General features: G+C 61.4%; 12 protein-coding genes. 10 read left to right on the top strand and 2 right to left on the bottom strand.

Annotated elements, in window-relative coordinates:
- Positions 1 to 337: 337 nt before the first annotated feature.
- The gene (locus APH28_RS24945; protein ID WP_060513136.1) at positions 338 to 856 is read right to left on the bottom strand and encodes an MgtC/SapB family protein; all 519 of its coding nucleotides are present in this window, start codon (positions 854 to 856) and stop codon (positions 338 to 340) included.
- 138 nt (positions 857 to 994) lie between these two features.
- Here APH28_RS24945 and APH28_RS24940 point away from each other — a divergent pair, with 138 nt between their 5' ends.
- The 5 genes from APH28_RS24940 (at position 995) to APH28_RS24920 (ending at position 7,980) form a co-directional block, all read left to right on the top strand.
- Entirely contained in the window at positions 995 to 1,234 is a 240-nt protein-coding gene (locus APH28_RS24940) for a DUF3203 family protein (RefSeq protein WP_060513135.1), read from the top strand.
- Between the two features lie 122 nt (positions 1,235 to 1,356).
- Complete coding sequence (ccoG, locus tag APH28_RS24935) at positions 1,357 to 2,727, top strand: cytochrome c oxidase accessory protein CcoG (protein ID WP_060513134.1); 1,371 nt, start codon at positions 1,357 to 1,359, stop codon at positions 2,725 to 2,727.
- A gap of 39 nt (positions 2,728 to 2,766) precedes the next feature.
- Positions 2,767 to 4,176: a GntR family transcriptional regulator MpaR gene (mapR, locus tag APH28_RS24930; RefSeq protein WP_060513133.1), complete on the top strand. Its 1,410-nt coding sequence runs from the start codon at positions 2,767 to 2,769 to the stop codon at positions 4,174 to 4,176.
- A 57-nt stretch (positions 4,177 to 4,233) separates the two neighbouring features.
- Positions 4,234 to 5,853, top strand: a complete 1,620-nt coding sequence (locus APH28_RS24925) for a PAS domain-containing sensor histidine kinase (protein ID WP_060513132.1) — start codon at positions 4,234 to 4,236, stop codon at positions 5,851 to 5,853.
- A 63-nt stretch (positions 5,854 to 5,916) separates the two neighbouring features.
- Positions 5,917 to 7,980: a PAS domain-containing protein gene (locus APH28_RS24920; RefSeq protein ID WP_060513151.1), complete on the top strand. Its 2,064-nt coding sequence runs from the start codon at positions 5,917 to 5,919 to the stop codon at positions 7,978 to 7,980.
- A gap of 10 nt (positions 7,981 to 7,990) precedes the next feature.
- On the opposite strand, the gene APH28_RS24915 is transcribed toward APH28_RS24920, so the two are convergent.
- On the bottom strand, positions 7,991 to 8,737 hold the full coding sequence (locus tag APH28_RS24915; RefSeq protein WP_060513131.1) for an SDR family oxidoreductase: 747 nt from the start codon (positions 8,735 to 8,737) through the stop codon (positions 7,991 to 7,993).
- A gap of 167 nt (positions 8,738 to 8,904) precedes the next feature.
- On the opposite strand from APH28_RS24915, the gene APH28_RS24910 reads away from it, so the two are divergent.
- From APH28_RS24910 to APH28_RS24890, 5 genes are all read left to right on the top strand, one after another.
- Entirely contained in the window at positions 8,905 to 11,460 is a 2,556-nt protein-coding gene (locus APH28_RS24910) for a type VI secretion system Vgr family protein (protein WP_060513130.1), read from the top strand.
- Entirely contained in the window at positions 11,457 to 13,472 is a 2,016-nt protein-coding gene (locus tag APH28_RS24905) for a DUF3274 domain-containing protein (protein WP_060513129.1), read from the top strand. Before APH28_RS24910 ends, APH28_RS24905 begins: the two co-directional genes overlap by 4 nt.
- Positions 13,469 to 15,151: a DUF2875 family protein gene (locus APH28_RS24900; protein WP_082432392.1), complete on the top strand. Its 1,683-nt coding sequence runs from the start codon at positions 13,469 to 13,471 to the stop codon at positions 15,149 to 15,151. Before APH28_RS24905 ends, APH28_RS24900 begins: the two co-directional genes overlap by 4 nt.
- A gap of 2 nt (positions 15,152 to 15,153) precedes the next feature.
- On the top strand, positions 15,154 to 15,423 hold the full coding sequence (locus tag APH28_RS24895; RefSeq protein ID WP_060513127.1) for a PAAR domain-containing protein: 270 nt from the start codon (positions 15,154 to 15,156) through the stop codon (positions 15,421 to 15,423).
- A gap of 113 nt (positions 15,424 to 15,536) precedes the next feature.
- Positions 15,537 to 17,090 carry a DUF2875 family protein gene (locus APH28_RS24890; RefSeq protein ID WP_060513150.1) on the top strand — a complete coding sequence of 518 codons (1,554 nt, stop codon included), beginning with the start codon at positions 15,537 to 15,539 and terminating at the stop codon, positions 17,088 to 17,090.
- The last annotated feature ends 99 nt before the right edge of the window (positions 17,091 to 17,189 follow it).

The raw sequence follows: 17,189 nt of genomic DNA, 5'->3' as shown, positions 1-17,189 counted from the left end.
AAACGCGATAACCAATAAAAACAACATGCAACGGCTCTGACATAACAAGAACAACACGGCAGAGGCGCAGCAAGCAGATTTTTTTGGAGTAGGCACGCTTTTCAGGGGTTCGCCCCGCGGACTGACACAGAACAATAAAACTACCTCAAGGTAGCGGCAGTCAGGCTCGGATCCACAGGATGAAAGCAGGTCAGCGCTCAAAAAAATACGTTTGCTCTTGACCCCGGATGGGGGTCGCACGCAACACCAAGGCAAGCCTACAAAAACAACAAAAGGCCAGCCTCAATAATAAAAAAAGAGCAGGCAACAACGCTTATGAGGGGAGCTTCGGCTCCCCTCAGTGCTTCCTGCCCTCCTCCTCTTTCTGCTTCTCCTCGTTCTGCCTCTCGACCTTCTCCACCAGCAGCGGCATCGTGCCCAATACCAACAGCGCCAGCACCGTGCTGATCAGCGCCGTAGCTTCTCGCCCCATGCCCGCCGCGGTGCCGATTGCAGCCGTCATCCACAGCCCCGCAGCCGTGGTCAGGCCTTTGACGTGGCTGGTGTCCTGGCCGTTACCCTTGAGGATGGTGCCCGCCCCGAGAAAGCCGATGCCAGCGACGATACCCTGGATCACCCGGCTCAAAGCCTGCTCATCGGCACCGGCCATGCTTGGCGCCAGCACGAACAGCGCCGCACCCAGGGACACCAGCATATGTGTGCGCACGCCGGCAGACTTGCCTTTGTGTTCGCGCTCGAAGCCCAGCACGGCGCCGAGCAGTGCCGCCATCATCAGCCGCACAAGGATCTGAATCACCTCGCGAGCATCGGCGATGTCAGCGAACTCAGCCTGGATGGCTTGCCAGATCAATTCCATGAATCAGGTACCGGTCTTGTTGTGCCTAAGGAAGTTGACCCTTGCACAGCCCGTAAAGTGCCCACCCGGCACCCCGATGCAGCAACCTTCCTCCACCCGCGGTCACACCCTGTAACCGCCCCCTTGGAGGACCACACCATGCCCGTCGAAGTCGAAGAAAGCACCCAACGCTGCACGCTCATTGGCGACAAACTGCGCATCGAAGGTAAAGGCCCGGAGGTTGAAATCGTTACCGACGAACAGCTGCGCATGTCCGTGGCCATCCTCGCCGGCGAGCGGTTCCCGATCACCGAAGCCGAGGCCGACGCGCTGACCGTGGCCGGTGCGGTGGATAGCCGCAGGCACCTGAAGGCCAGTACGCCGGGTTCAGTAATCTAAGGGTTCGGACACAATTAGCGGCAATCTGATATGGTTTTTATCGCCTGACCTGAGCCTGTGCTGAAAACAGTTCGGGGGTCATAGTGCTCGTGCCTGATCGAGGCCGTAAGAGCGCCGACGCCATGACCGAACGCATCCATGCCATTCAGATTGCCGCCAATGGCATCCACACCCGCAGTTTCACCGGCCTGTACCGCACGCTGCGCATTGCCTTCGCCGGCGTGCTGTTCGTGCTGTTCTTCGGCACCGCCTGGCTCGACTGGAATGGCCGCCAGGCCGTGCTGTGGGACTTGGCCGACAGCAAGTTCCATATCTTCGGCGCCACCTTCTGGCCGCAGGACTTCATCCTGCTTTCGGCCTTGCTGATCATCTGCGCCTTCGGCCTGTTCGCCATCACCGTCTACGCCGGCCGGGTGTGGTGCGGCTACAGCTGCCCGCAAAGCACCTGGACCTGGCTGTTCATGTGGTGCGAGAAGGTCACCGAAGGCGACCGCAACCAGCGCATCAAGCTGGCCGCCGCGCCCTGGAGCCTGACCAAACTGGCCCGGCGCACGCTCAAACACAGCCTGTGGCTGGCAATCGGCGTGCTCACCGGGCTGACCTTCGTCGGCTACTTCACGCCAATCCGCCCGTTGGCCCAGGACCTGTTCACCCTGCAGCTGAGCGGCGTGGCGCTGTTCTGGGTGCTGTTCTTCACCGCCGCCACCTATATCAATGCCGGGCTGCTGCGCGAGGCGGTGTGCCTGCACATGTGCCCTTATGCGCGCTTCCAGAGCGTGATGTTCGACAAGGACACCCTGGCCGTGGCCTACGACCCGCGCCGCGGCGAAGCCCGCGGCCCACGCAAGAAAGGCAGCAACCCTCGCGCCCAGGGCCTGGGTGACTGCATCGACTGCACCCTGTGCGTGCAGGTCTGCCCCACCGGCATCGACATACGCGACGGCCTGCAGATGGCCTGCATCGGTTGCGCTGCCTGTATCGATGCCTGCGACAACGTCATGGACAAAATGGGCTACGCCCGTGGCCTGATCGGTTACAAATCCGAACACAGCCTGCAAGGCGGTACCACCCACTGGCTGCGCCCGCGCCTGCTGGGCTACGCCGCTGCCCTGGTGCTGATGATCGGCGCCCTGGTGGTGGCCCTGCAGTTGCGCCCGATGGTGTCGCTGGACGTGATCAAGGATCGCGGCCTGTTTCGCGAAAACGCCCAGGGCCAGATCGAGAACATCTACTTGCTCAAGGTCATCAACAAGACCGCGCAGACCCAGCGTTACCACCTGCGCCTGCTCGATGCCGAGGGCTTCGAACTGCACGGCAACAGCGAGTTCAGCATCCCGGCCGGGGAAATGAGCGAGCTGCCAGTGTCGGTAGCAATGCTGACAGAGCGGCCGGCCAGCAGCTCACAGGAACTGGCCTTCGAAATCCGCGACAGCGACCAGCCCGCAGTGCGCAGCGTGGCCCGCAGCCGCTTCGTGGCACCACTGAACCGCTGATCCCTTACACTGATTGTTAACCTAGCCTGCCGAGCCTCCATGAAACGCTACGAACGCTTCGCCGACGACATTGCCGAACTGATCCGCTCCGGGGTGCTCGGCCCAGGCCAGCGCGTGCCTTCGGTACGCTATGCCAGCCAGACCCACGGCGTCAGCCCGTCCACGGTGTTCCAGGCCTATTACCTGCTCGAACGCCGCGGGCTGATCCGCGCTCGGCCGCGCTCGGGCTACTTCGTCAACGCCCACGCCCCGCGCCAGTTCAGCGAACCGCAGGCGCTGGAACCGCTGAGCGAATCGACCGAGGTGGACGTCAGCGGCCTGGTGTTTTCCATCCTCGACTCGATCAAGGACCCGAGCACCGTGCCGTTCGGTTCGGCCTTCCCCAGCCCCGAACTGTTCCCGCTGCAGCGCTTGTCGCGTTCGCTGGCCAGTGCCAGCCGGGCCATGGACCCGCGCATGGTGGTCACCGACCTGTCGCCGGGCAACCCGCAACTGCGCCGGCAGATCGCCCTGCGCTACATGGTCGGCGGGCTGATGCTGCCAATGGAAGAGCTGCTGATCACCAATGGCGCGCTGGAAGCCTTGAACCTGTGCCTGCAGGCGGTCACCGAACCCGGCGACCTGGTGGCCATCGAGGCGCCAGCCTTCTATGCCTGCCTGCAGGTGCTGGAGCGCCTCAAGCTCAAGGCCGTGGAGATCCCGGTGCACCCGCGCGAAGGCATGGACCTGGCGGTGCTGGCCCAGACCCTGGACAAGCACCCGATCAAGGCCGTGTGGTGCATGACCAACTTTCACAACCCGGCGGGTACGAGCATGCCCGAAGCGAAGAAACAGGCGTTGGTCGAATTGCTGCGCCGCCACCAAGTGCCGTTGATCGAAGACGATGTCTACGCCGAGCTGTACTACTCGCAACAGGCCCCGAAGCCTGCCAAGGCCTTCGACACCCAGGGCTTGGTGATGCACTGCGGCTCGTTCAGTAAAAGCCTGGCACCGGGCTACCGCATCGGCTGGGTGGCCGCCGGCCGCTTCGCGCAGAAGATCGAGCGGCTGAAACTGATGACCTCGCTGTGCGCCTCGATGCCGGCTCAGGCAGCCATCGCCGACTACCTGCAACACGGCGGCTACGACCGCCACCTGCGCAAGCTGCGCTACGCCCTGGAGGGCCAGCAGGCCAACATGTTGGCGGCCATCGCACGCCATTTTCCGGCGCAGACCCGCGTCAGCCAGCCCTCCGGTGGCTACTTCCTGTGGCTGGAATTGCCCGAACAGATAGACGCCCTGAAACTGTTCCACCTGGCCCTGGCCCAAGGCATCAGCATTGCGCCGGGGCCGATCTTTTCGCCCACTCGACGCTTCGGCAACTGCATTCGCCTGAACTACGGTTCACCGTGGAACGAGGCCGCTGAACAGGCCATGGAAACCCTTGGGCGCATCATCCGCTCGTTCTGAATGAAGGCCTGAAAAAGTGCAGCTATAGTTGGGCGACCCACTCGCTGGATCGCCCCCATGCAGCCTGACGACCCGACGCCTTCCACACAGCAACTGCAGGCGCGCATCGACCAGGCCCAGGCCAACAGCAAGCTGCTGGGCGAACTGGTCGATCACAGCCAGGCCAACGTGTTCGCGGCTGACCGCAACTTCCGCCTGCTGGCGATCAACCGCACCGCGCAGGAAACCTTCAAGCGCCTGCGCGGCTTCGTGCCGCAGGTGGGCGACTACATCCCCCAGTTCATTGCCAACCAGCCCGACATCGTCAAGTGGCTGGAGCCGGTGTGGCCACGCGTACTGGCCGGCGAGGCGTTCACCGACATCATCACCCTCGGCCCGGCCGACGCCCCACGCCACTACGAAATCAGCTACAACACCTTGCGCGACGCCCAGCAACGCATCCAGGGTGGTTACTTGTTCGCCTACGACATCAGCGAGCGTGTCGCCGAGCAGGAGCGCGTGCGCAAGATCGAAGAGGCCCTGCGCCAATCGCAGAAGATGGAAGCGGTCGGCCAGTTGACCGGCGGTATCGCCCACGACTTCAACAACCTCCTCGGTGGCATCCTGGGCGCACTGGAAATGGCCGAACAACGCCAGGCAGAGCAACGCTACCAAGCCTCCACCCGGCTGCTGGGCGTCGCGCGGCAAAACGCTCAACGCGCGGCTTCGCTGGTTCAGCGCCTGCTGGCGTTCTCGCGCCAGCAGACGCTGAACCCGCAGGCGGTGGATGTGCATCAGTTGGTGACCGGCATGCACGAACTGATTGCCAGCTCGCTCGATGCGCGCATCACCTTCATCGACCAGACCCGGAGCAAGCAATGGCTGGTGCGCATCGATCCCCATCAGTTGGAGAACGCCTTGCTCAACCTGTGCATCAACGCCCGTGATGCCATGCCGCAGGGGGGCACGCTGCGCATCGCCAGCGAAAATACCCGGCTCGATGACCTGCAGGCACACGCCTTGGACCTGCCCAGTGGCGCCTACCTGCATCTCAGCATTTGCGACACGGGCGTCGGCATGTCCACCGACGTCGTGCAAAGGGCGTTCGAGCCCTTCTTCACTACCAAGCCACTGGGGCAGGGTTCCGGCCTGGGGCTGTCAATCGTGTATGGTTTCGTGCGCCAGTCCGGCGGCCAGTTGCGCATCGCCAGCGAGCCGGAACAAGGCGCGTGCATCCACCTTTACCTGCCCCGGGCCACCGGTGATGTTATCCAGCACGCCGGCGCGCAGCCACAAGCGCCAGACCAGCAGGCACGCGCAGTGCCCCAGGTAATACTGCTGGTGGAAGACCAGGACACCTTGCGCTTGTTGATCAGCGAGATGCTCGAAGAACAGGGGCACGAGGTGCACGCCTACAGCGATGGCCGCCGCGCACTGGATGCCTTGCACAATGGCCTGCGCCCTGCTCTGCTGATAACCGATATCGGCCTGCCGGGCGGCATCGATGGCTACCAGGTCGCGGCGGCCTGCCAGCCATTGCCCGGCGCAGTCGCCGTCCTCTACATCACTGGCTATGCCAGCAATCGGGTCGATGTCAGCCCCGGCGAGCTCTGCGCCGTCCTGTACAAACCGTTCGCGCTGACGGCCCTCAACCGGCAAGTCGCGCAGTTGCTGGAAAACCGCCGGCTATCCCTTTAGACCGCTATGCGCCTGCGCGGCGGACAGGTAAAGTCTGGCTATTCATTTGTGTCGGACGTCGCCATGCCCCAACGCGAGCTGCTCGCATTGCGTCAGGAAATCCAAAGCCTGCGCCAACGTAACGCACAGCTGGAATCACGGCTGCGGCACCACGAAGACCACGACCCGAGCATCTATCGTTTCCTGTTCGATACCATGGATGAAGGCTTTTGCGTCATCGAGTTCTTCGACGGCCCCCATGGCCCGCTCAGCGATTATGTACATGTCCTCGCCAACGCCGCCTACACCAAGCATGCCGGCATCCCCAACGTGGTCGGGCAGAAGCTGCGCGAGATGGTGCCCGACGAGGCGGACGACTGGGTCGCGCGCTACGGTGCGGTATTGCGCACGGGCGAGCCGCTGCAGTTCGAACAGGAGCTGGTCGCCACGGGCCGAGTGCTATCAGTGACCACTTTCCGAGTGGAGCCTGCCGAGCGCCGTCAGGTCGCGGTGCTGTTTACCGATGTCACCGAGCGGCGCAAGGCCGAGCTGGCCCTGCAACGGCTGAACGGCGAACTCGAGCAGCGGGTAAGCGCAGCCTTGGCCGAACGCCGCCTGTTCGCCGAACTGGTCGAGCACAGCCTGCTCAATGTGCACGTGGTCGATACGCAGCTGCGCTGGCTGGCAGTCAACCGTCAGGCCAAACATGACTTCCATGCCCTGTATGGCCACACCCCCGAGGTCGGCGAAGACTTGCCGGCCATCCTGGCCAGCCATCCGGCGGACTATGACCTGATCATGCCAATGTGGCAGCGGGCGCTGGCTGGGGAGCGGTTCACCGAGATCGGCACATTCGGCCCACGCCACTATGAGCTGCGTTTCAACGCACTGCGCGACCATGACGGCAGTGTGCAAGGCGCCTATCTGTTTGCCTACGACATCACTGACCGGGTCCAGGAACAGCGACGCCTGGCCGACGCCGAACAGGCGCTGCGCCAAGCCCAGAAAATGGAAGCCGTGGGCCAGCTCAGTGGTGGCATCGCCCATGACTTCAACAACCTCCTGGGCGGCATCATCAACGCCCAGGAGCTGATGCTCCAGCGCCTGAGTCAGCAGCGTTACGCAGAGCTTGAACCGTTACTGGCGCTGTCCAGCGGCTCGGCCCAGAAAGCTTCGGCTTTGGTGCACCGGTTGCTGGCCTTCTCCCGCCAGCAGACCTTGCAACCACGTTCGACCGATGTCGCGGCGCTGGTTCATGGCATGGAAGAACTGGTTCGCCGCACCATCGGCCCGTCCATTACCTGGCACAGCCGCTTCGTGGCCGAGCTATGGCCGACCTTCATCGACCCTCCGCAACTGGAAAGCGCCCTGCTCAACCTGTGCATCAACGCACGTGACGCCATGCCAGGCGGTGGCACCATCGACATCAAGGGCGACAATCTCACCCTCGACGACGAGCAAGCTAGTGCGCTGGAACTGCCCGCCGGGGACTACGTACGGCTCAGTGTTTCCGACACTGGCTGTGGCATGACAGCCCCGGTAGCGGCGCGTGCGATCGACCCATTCTTCTCGACCAAGCCCATGGGCCAGGGGACGGGCCTTGGGCTGTCGATGACGTATGGTTTTGTGCGCCAGTCGGGTGGCCAGCTACGCCTGATTTCCGCGCCCGACCGGGGCACACAGGTCGAGCTGTACCTGCCACGCCACCCTGAACAGCCTGCAGCAGCGACCCGGCCAGCGCAGCGCAAGCCGCTGAAAAGCAGCTACCCGGGGGGCCAGCGCATCGTGTTGGTGGAAGATCAGGCGCCGCTGCGCCTGGTGGTCGGCGAAGTGCTGGAAGAACTGGGTTACCAGGTCGAAGCCTTCGCCAACGGCACTGCCGCGCTGGCGCATATGCAACAGTGTGCGCAACCCGACCTGTTGCTGAGCGATATCGGTTTGCCCGACGGCCCCAATGGCCGCCAGGTGGCTGAACGTTGCCGGCAATTGTACCCGGACCTCAAAGTGCTGTTCATAACCGGTTACGACGCAAGCGCGGCGCTCAGCGATGGCCAGCTGCTGCAGGGTACCAGCGTGCTGACCAAGCCTTTCGAGCTCGAAGCACTGGCCGAACGCGTCCGTCAGCTGCTGGCCGATGAGCTGCCCTGACAGGCAGCCCTCAGCGCCCGCCGCCCAGTTCGATGAAGCTGCCGGTGGAATACGAGGCCTTGTCCGACAGCAGCCAGAGGATCGCCTCGGCCACTTCTTCGGCACGGCCACCGCGGCCCATGGGCAGGCCGGATTCGAGCTTGGTCACCCGGTCGGGGTCACCAGAAAGGGCGTGGAAACCAGTATGGATGTAACCCGGACGCACGCCGTTGACCCGCACGCCCTCGCCCGCCACTTCCTTGGCCAGGCCGATGGTGAAGGTATCGAGCGCGCCTTTGGAGGCCGCGTAGTCGACGTACTCGTTGGGTGAGCCCAGGCGGGCGGCGAGCGAGGACACATTGACGATCGCCCCACCCTGCCCGCCGTGGCGGCGGGCCATGCGCAACAAGGCGTGCTTGGCGCAGAGCATGGGGCCGACGACGTTGGTCTTCATGACCTTGAGCAAGCGGAACTCGGACATGTCCTCGACACGGCTCTGCTGGGCGATGGTGCCGGCGTTGTTGACCAGCGCGGTGACCGGGCCGAGTTCCTGGTCGACGCGGTGAAACAGCTGGATCACCTCGTCTTCGACACTGGCATCGGCGCGCACGGTGATGGCCTCGGCGCCGAGGGCGCGGACCTGGGCGAGGATGCGTTCGGCGGCCTGGTCGTCGGCGTGGTAGTTGATGCAGATGCGGTAGCCCTCACGGGCGGCCTGCAGCGCTGTGGCGGCACCGATGCCACGGCTGGCACCGGTGATGACGATGACGTTGTGCATGGCGGTTGACGAATCGTTCAGGGATGGAGGTTCGACAATAGGTGAAAAATCCCGACATTGGAATGACCGTCACACCTTGACAAACCATGACCACCCCGATCGGGTTCTGGCACAGCGGAAACCTGTGATACCTTGCGCGGCTTGTTTCGCCAAGGAATTTAACGTCAATGGAATTGACGAGCATTTTTGCACCCCAAAACCGCCGTTTGATCACGTTCACCACCCCCATCCAGGGTGACCAGGCGTTGTTGCTGGAGCATTTCAGCGGCAATGAAGGGTTGTCCACGCTGTTCAGCTTCGAACTCGCGCTGATCAGCCAGGATGCCCGGCTCGAACTCAAGTCATTGATGGGCCAGCCTGCCCTTCTGGAGATCGAACTGGCCAACGGCGGCGTGCGCCCTGTCCATGGCCACATCACCCGCTTCAACCTGCTGGGCAGCGACGGAGGCCTGGCGCGTTACAGCGCAACGCTCAGCCCCTGGCTGTGGATGCTGACGCGACGCGTCGATTCGCGGATCTTCCAAGAGCAGACCATCGAAACGGTCATTCGCACGGTGTTCGAGCATTACGGCGGGTTGGGCCAGTTCGAGTTTCGTCTGCTGAAGCCGCTCAAATCCTACAGCTACATCACTCAGTATCGCGAAACAGACCTGAACTTCGTATTGCGCTTGCTGGAGCAGGACGGCCTCTTCTTCTACTTCGATCACAGCAAGGACGGGCACCGCCTTATCATCACGGATGAGTCACAGGCCCTGCAGGCGCTGCCCGAACAACCACAGATCCGCTACCACAGCGCCTTTGTCACCGAGACCGGCGACTCGATCACCCAATGGTGCAGCCACCGGGTCTTGCAACCGGGCAAGATGGCCATCCAGACGTTCGATTACAAGCAGCCAAGAAATCCGCTGTCCGTTCACATGGGCAGCCTCAATGAACAGGGTGACGTCCAGCCCTACGAGATCTACGACTTTCCGGGCGCCTACAGCCATCGCGTGCCTGAAGAGGGCGAAGCGCTGGTCCGTCGCCACCTGGAAATCACTGAGGTCCAGGCCAAGACCTTCACCGGCAGCAGCAACTGCCGGGCCATGCGGCCTGGCTACAGCTTCGAACTGACCCAGCACTTCGACCACCCGGGCGGCGCAGCGGACGCTCGCCAGTTCCTGCTGTTGTCGGTCACGCACCAAGGGCGCAACAATTACTTTTCCGATGAGCCTGCAGGTTACGACAACCAGTTTGTCTGTATTCGCCAGAGCATCCCTTACCGGCACCCGATCACCGTACCACGCCCCACCATCAACGGGCCGCTCAGTGCGATCGTGGTCGGGCCCGAGGGCGAAGAAGTCTTTACCGACGAGCTGGCGCGGATCCAGGTGAGGTTCCACTGGCAGCGCGGCGACAGCCTGCCGCAGGGCACCACCTGGGTACGGGTAGCGATGCCCAGCGCGGGCAGTGGCTTCGGCCATCAGTTCTTGCCACGTATCGGCCAGGAAGTGCTGGTCACCTTCCTGGCCGGCGATATCGACCGCCCCGTGGTCACCTCGGTGCTGTACAACGCCGACCACATCCCGCCGCTTTTCAGCAAAGCCTCAGGCCTGCCAGGCAACCGCACGCTGTCCGGCATCCAGACTCAGGAGCACAAGGGTCGTGGTTTCAACGAGCTGTTGTTCGACGACACACCGGGCGCCTTGCGTGCCCGCGTCGGTACCACACACCAGGCCACGGCACTCAACCTGGGCAAGCTCACCGAGCCACGTACTGACGGCCAGGCCAAGGCCCGTGGCAATGGTGCCGAATTGCGCACCGACGCCGCGATGGCCCTGCGCGCCGCCCAAGGCCTGTTGCTGACCACCTATGCACGCCGGGACGCCACGGGGGCGCAGCTGGACCGCGAAGAGCTGCTCACGCTGCTGGCCGAATGTGGCGAGTTGTTCAAAAGCCTCGGGCAAACGGCCGCCGCACGAGGCGGCGCAGCGGTGGACAGCGAGGGCATCGACGCCTTGAGCCAGGCCCTGAAACAGTGGCCAGCGCCTGACAGCGACAGCCCTGGCGAGCCGGTCATGGCCGTTGCGGCCGAGGCAGGTATTGCCAGTGCCACGCCTCGCTCGCAACTGCACTATGCCGGCGCGAACCACGACACCACCGCCCAGGACCATCTGCAGATGACCAGCGGCGCCGCCATGCGCCTGCAGGCCGGCAAGGGTATCAGTGCCTTCGCCCAGGATGAGGGCATCAGTGCTATCGCCAACCGCGGCAAGGTGCTGGTCCAGGCCCAGGAAGACGACATCACCCTCAACGCACAGAAGAACCTGCACCTGTCGGCCGCCGAAGGCGAGGTAATCGTCACCGCACCCACCATTCGTTTGGTGGCCGACGATGGCAGCTACATCAAGATCGGTGGCGGTGTCGAAATCGGCAGCCAGGGCAAGGTGATCGTCCATGCCAGCGAGCATGACTGGGTCGGCCCTAAAACCGACAGCGCCCAAATACCCGCATTCAACCGCGACCCGGCGGCGCAACGCGTGGCCTTCCACTACCCGGGGCACGCCGACGACAGCGTGCGCATGGCCGTAGACCACGCCTACCAGATCAAACTAGAAGACGGCAGCACCGTGCAAGGCCTGACCGACGCCAGCGGGCTCACCGAACACGTCGAGCGCGAGGCGATGCATCAGGCACAAGTGGCTGCTTTACGCAGCATCGGTAGCAAAGGAGGCAGCCAATGAGTGGCGATCAAATCACCGTGGCTGAAAGCATTACACGGCTGGTGCCCAACTTCAGCACCGAGCGCAAGATGGAAGTGCCTGCCGACCTGCCAGGAGTGGTGATCTTCTTACACGGCGTGAATGACCCGGGGGCTTCATACGAGTCGGTGGAGACAGGGTTGTGCCAAGGTGTAAATGAGCGTCTGGATCGGCCTGATCTGAAGGCGGGGCGGTACGGGGCTGACTACAGTGCTGCAAAAAAAATCCCGACTGAAGAACTCGGTGAGGATCACAAAGCCACACTCGACGATCCAGACACGTTCCTTTATCAGCGAGACGCGGACGACCCTAAAACCCGCAGCCTGATGATCCCGTTTTACTGGGGCTATCGCGCTGAGCCTGGCGAGATCAAGCGCGATAAAAACGACGACCCGACCAAACTGCGCGGCCAATACCAGGACGTGTTCGAAAACCGTCTGGACCGGCACTTCGCCAAAGGCGGCGGGTTCTTCGCCAATGCCACCAACAACCTGCTGGAGATGTACAGCCCAGGCTTTGCCAAGTTTGTCCGGCATCTTGCACAACCCATGCTCTCCAACACCCAGTACATGGGTGAAGGGCCACACCGGCGTTACTTTGTGCTCGCAGCAACGCGATTGGCCATGCTGGTCAGTGAGATCCGCCGTGTATCGCCTGATGAAACCATCACCATCATGGGCCACAGTCAAGGCACCTTGATTACCCTGCTTGCGCAAGCCCTGTTGATCGACAAGGGCCAACGCTGTGCCGACACCGTCATCATGGTGGACACGCCTTACAGTGTGCTGCCCAAAACCACCCCCAAAGGCCATGACACACTCGCCACATTGATCAACATCGCCACCGCCGTCACCCAGGCGCCCCACACTCAGCCGCCGCTGTCCGCACTCAGGGACAGCAAGACCTACGGCGGTCGCACGGGCCCCAGGTGGTCACCCATACAGGGCTCGCGCAGGGACACTGTCGGCAACTTCACCGTTTTTCCCGAGCGTGATAATCGCGGCAAGGTTTACCTGTACTTCTGCCCGGACGACACCACGGTTGCCCTGGACGACGTGCATGGCATCGGTACCTATGGGGTACCCAATGCCTTGCCGGACGGCAAACCGGCGATGGCGGCGTTGCAGTCCGTGCGGTTTTACCAGCGCCTGTGGACCAAGCGTCATCGCGACGGTAAGCCGGTACTGGTCGGCGACGCCATACAACAAACGGTGCTGCGTGCCAAAGGGGAACCCCGCTACCCTGGCGGGTGGTCAGGCGGCGCCATGGCTTCGCAAGCGCCAATAGCAAAAGGTGAGGAAGTGCTGATCAATGCCGAACCTTTAACCCCACCCCATGCTCCCAAGCTGTTTGGCGGCGAGGTAAAGGAGGGCACACCCACAGAGGCAGGCAAGGACAGCCCCGATGACGTGAGTATCCGCTCCGCGCTGGGCAATCCGAAAGCCCGCTTCAAATGGTTCAAGGTGCGTACCAGCCCTCATCGCGTGAACACGGATGAAGAACTGGCCCGGTGGAACGCTGGCAAAGAACCCGGTGATCAAACTTCAGCCATAAGCCAAGCTGCCGTGCATCGAGGCTCAGAGGTGAAGGAGTACGTCATTTACCGTGAAGAAACGCCTAATGAAATCCAGAAGCGGATGCCCGAGGATGTGAAGGAAAGGGAGCCTAACAGCTACCACTCGGCTGTTTTGCGCAGCCCGGAAAACCAGCGCTGGGTAACGGCGATGGACATTGCTATTGGCCAGGCGCACAGCCTTGATGACCCGGCAATGCGGGAGGTGTTAGTTGCGGTTGCGGATTGGAAGTTGGATAAAGCGATATTTATGGAAATCATTAAATTGCCGGGGTGGGCAAGACTGAGTGGGGAGGCCCAAGCATTGGTGACTGCCAGTTCTCGGTATTATGAAGAAGGCGTATTCCCACCTTCTGGTCTGGTATCGCTTACGCCACCGTCCCTGGTAGTCACAGCACCCAAACAAGGAGTTGGCCGATGAAGGACAATCCGCCCTCCCCTCAGACGCGGCCCAACCTTAAACCTTATCTGTGGATCGCCGGGGTACTCCTTGTGCTCTGGATCAGCTTCATCTGGATTGTCCAACTCAAAGCACAGGAAACTAACATGGTACTTAGGGACATGAAACCCGTCCTAGCCTGGGGCGTTGCTGCGATTGTCGGCCCACTACTGATGATCTTTGGCACTCACTGGTGGGGCAATGCCCTGGCAAGTGAGAAGGCAGAGTTTGCCAATTATCGAAACCAGATGGAGCTCAGAAACGCCGAACAACAGGCCACCCAAGTCCGCACCTACGCCTTGGAAATTCGGGGGGTCGGACTTGGAATTTATACAGATGGCCAGTCCAAAATCTGGCAGTTCATAAAAAAGAAGAACGACAATTTCGCATCGATTTACTCGCAGGACGCGAAAGACTACAACCCGTCATTAACCTCCAGGAGAAACTCTGCAGGCATCAAAGTCCGTATCGCATTCAAAAACTCAGCAGGTGAGGCAGTGGCGTACTGGCCAATCCCGGTATTTGCGCTGGGACCGCCCGCCCCCTACGACAGCGCCGACAGTGCAGCAGGCCTGATCAATTCAGGCCGTAACGCCGCGACCTTGGGCGTTACCCAGTTTTTGTGGCAAGACAATGAAAGCACGACGCATGCTCAAGGCATGATCGAGCGACTGTTCACGTTTTTTGACGATAACCCGAAAGTGCCACAAGCCTTGATCGCAAGTGAGGACGGTGACGTGACGCGAAACGGCTATCGCAAACCCGGCACACCGGGATTGCAAAATGGCCACGTGGTTCCGACGATCTACGAAAGCATGACTGGCCTGCTGGTCACACGTTCGGACCGAGTGGACCGCTACATTCGTCCCTTCGTCACCCGTAGCGCCGAGGACAATCAGGACAAAAAAACTGACTTTGGCAAGTTGTGGGCGTTTTATTGGGACCGGAGCAAGGCCTTTGGAGATTGGTATGTAGCCGCCGAGCATGCCAAAGGCAATAAAGTGCTATTACCACCCGGCACCATGTCCACCGCCTACTGGCAATCGCAATTACCTGACTTGTGGAAAACCATCGACAACCGCGGCCCAGGCCATTTTGAACCATCACCCTGGCTGCCCGTGCGTTGGGACGAACATCAACTCAAGGAGTTCGACGCAGCGCCGGTGCTGGGTTACCTGCACCGTCCGATCAAGGTTTCGATGCAGGACGAACACGGCAAACGCCTCAAACCTGCGTTGCAGGCAAAGGCCTTGCAGGCGGGTTGGCTCAAGGCCCTCGATACCCTGCCCGCTGGGCAAAAACCGGTGCGCGTGTTCTACGACACCACTAACAACGCTGAAGCGGAAATCGCCCTGACCAACGCCTTGCACAACCTTAATACCGATGGCCAAGGTCTGGACGTGGGCAATGTCGACGAGGGCTATGACATCGGTCGCCGCCTGGGCAATACCGGTGTCAGCGGCGCGCTGGTGGAAATCAACCTGGCCACCATCGCCAGCTACCTCGATGGCGGTGCCAGTGCCGTGGTATACGCAGGCAGCGACGGCAGCCTCACCGTGCAGATGATCAGCCCGCCAGATGAGGCACGCAAAGCGAAGAACCAGCAGAACCGTGGCGCTGACCCCTTCAAGTATGGCCTCCCCAGTATCGGACGATCCTAGGCATGAACCCTCCCATTTGCCTGGGCGACCCCACCAGCAGCGGGGGCAGCGTGCTGTCATGCCAGCTGGCGGGCACCCACACCGTCAACGGTAAAGCGCCAGCGGTGCTGGGCGACAAGGCCAGTTGCCCGCTTCACCAAGGGGTTTTCGCTTTCATCGAAGGGCACCCAGGCCGACGCCTGAACGGTAAGCCGGTGGTGCTGCAAGGCCATCGGTTGGCATGCGGGTGTCACGGCGTGGCCAGCCATGCGCTGACTGTGAGCGTCGCGTAGTCACGAGCTTCAGACTACCCAACCTCAAATCTCATCAGCGGATTGCCGGAGTACAGCTTGTGCTCTGGCTCTGCTTCATCTGGATTGTCCAACTCAAAGCACAGGAAGCCGACATGGTACTTCGCGACATGAAACCCGTCATGGCCTGGGGCATTGCCGCTATTGTCGGCCCGCTACTGATGATCTTCGGCATTCATTGGTGGGGCAATGCCCTGGCAAGTGAAAAGGCAGAGTTTGCCAATTACCGAAAGCAGATTGAGCTCAGAAACGCCGAACAACAGGCCACCCAAGTTCGCACCTACGCCTTAGAAATACGGGGAGTAGGACTTGGAATTTACACAGATGGCCAGTCCAAAATCTGGCAGTTGATCAAAAATAAAAACGATAACTTCGCTTCGATTTACTCGCAGGACGCGAAAGACTATAACCCGTCATTAACTTCTAGGAGAAACTCCGCAGACATCAAAGCCCGTATCGCATTCAAAAATTCGGCAGGTGAAGCAGTTGCATACTGGCCAATCCCGGTGTTTGCGCTAGGCCCACCCGATCCCTACGCTAAAGGGTACAGAGCAGAAGGCCTGATCAATGAAGGGCGTAATGCTGCGACCTTGGGCGTTACCCAGTTTCTGTGGCAAAGCGATGAAAACACTACCCATGCTCAAGGCATGATCGAGCAACTGTTCACGTTTTTTGACGATAACCCCAAGGTGCCACAGGCCTTGATCGCGAGCCAGGACGGTGACGTAGCGCGTGACCCTTATCGCAAACCGGGCACACCGGGACTGAAAAATGGCCACGTGGTTCCAACGATATACGAAAACGCGACTGGCCTGCTGGTCACGCGCTCGGACCGAGTGGACCGCTACATTCGCCCCTTCGTCACTCGTGACGCTGAGGACAATCAGGACAAAAAAACTGATTTAGGGAAATTGTGGGCGTTTTACTGGGAACGGGACCGGGCATTTACTGACTGGTATGTGGCCGCCGAGCACGCCAAAGGCGCTGAAGTCTCAATAGACCCGAGCACCATGTCCACCGCCTACTGGCAATCGCAACTACCCACTTTGTGGAAAACCATCAGTAACCGCGGCCCAGGCCATTTCGAGCCGTCTACCTGGCTGCCCGTGCGTTGGGCCGAACATCAACTCAAGGAGTTCGACGCAGCGCCGGTGCTGGGCTACCTGCACCGTCCGATCAAGGTTTCGATGCAGGACGAACACGGCAAACGCCTCAAACCTGCGCTGCAGGCCAAGGCGTTGCAAGCGGGTTGGCTCAAGGCTCTCGATACCCTGCCCTCTGGGCAAAAGCCCGTACGCGTGTTCTACGACACCACTAACAACGCTGAAGCGGAAATAGCCCTGACCAACGCCTTGCACAGCCTAAATACCGATGGCCGAGGCCTGGACGTGGGCAATGTAGACGAGGGCTACGATATCGGTCGACGGCTGGGCAATACCGGTGTCAGCAGCGCGCTGGTGGAGATCAACCTGGCCACTATCGCCAGCTACCTCGACGGTGGTGCCAGTGCCGTGGTGTACGCCGGCAGCGACGGCAGCCTCACCGTGCAGATGATCAGCCCGCCAGATGATGCACGCAAGGCGAAGAACCAGCAGAACCGTGGCGCTGACCCCTTCAAGTATGGCCTCCCCAGTATCGGACGATCCTAGGCATGACCCCACCCGACTGAACCCGACCACGGTCATGCTCTTGCTTCTAAGCGCGCGGTAGCTCAGTCAACGCGAAATGCGACTTCAGGAGGCCGAGCG

Source organism: Pseudomonas sp. NBRC 111124, assembly GCF_001320245.1.
Classification (GTDB): domain Bacteria; phylum Pseudomonadota; class Gammaproteobacteria; order Pseudomonadales; family Pseudomonadaceae; genus Aquipseudomonas.
This window is presented reverse-complemented; position numbering and strand designations above follow the sequence as displayed.

What these genes read in the sequence shown, in the direction of transcription:
- APH28_RS24895 (WP_060513127.1), top strand. Translation starts at nt 15,154, where the DNA reads ATGAACCCTCCCATTTGCCTGGGCGACCCCACCAGCAGCGGGGGCAGC.
- ccoG (WP_060513134.1), top strand. Translation starts at nt 1,357, where the DNA reads ATGACCGAACGCATCCATGCCATTCAGATTGCCGCCAATGGCATCCAC.
- APH28_RS24920 (WP_060513151.1), top strand. Translation starts at nt 5,917, where the DNA reads ATGCCCCAACGCGAGCTGCTCGCATTGCGTCAGGAAATCCAAAGCCTG.
- APH28_RS24910 (WP_060513130.1), top strand. Translation starts at nt 8,905, where the DNA reads ATGGAATTGACGAGCATTTTTGCACCCCAAAACCGCCGTTTGATCACG.
- APH28_RS24915 (WP_060513131.1), bottom strand. Translation starts at nt 8,737, where the DNA reads ATGCACAACGTCATCGTCATCACCGGTGCCAGCCGTGGCATCGGTGCC.
- APH28_RS24945 (WP_060513136.1), bottom strand. Translation starts at nt 856, where the DNA reads ATGGAATTGATCTGGCAAGCCATCCAGGCTGAGTTCGCTGACATCGCC.
- APH28_RS24925 (WP_060513132.1), top strand. Translation starts at nt 4,234, where the DNA reads ATGCAGCCTGACGACCCGACGCCTTCCACACAGCAACTGCAGGCGCGC.
- APH28_RS24940 (WP_060513135.1), top strand. Translation starts at nt 995, where the DNA reads ATGCCCGTCGAAGTCGAAGAAAGCACCCAACGCTGCACGCTCATTGGC.
- APH28_RS24905 (WP_060513129.1), top strand. Translation starts at nt 11,457, where the DNA reads ATGAGTGGCGATCAAATCACCGTGGCTGAAAGCATTACACGGCTGGTG.
- APH28_RS24900 (WP_082432392.1), top strand. Translation starts at nt 13,469, where the DNA reads ATGAAGGACAATCCGCCCTCCCCTCAGACGCGGCCCAACCTTAAACCT.
- mapR (WP_060513133.1), top strand. Translation starts at nt 2,767, where the DNA reads ATGAAACGCTACGAACGCTTCGCCGACGACATTGCCGAACTGATCCGC.
- APH28_RS24890 (WP_060513150.1), top strand. Translation starts at nt 15,537, where the DNA reads ATGGTACTTCGCGACATGAAACCCGTCATGGCCTGGGGCATTGCCGCT.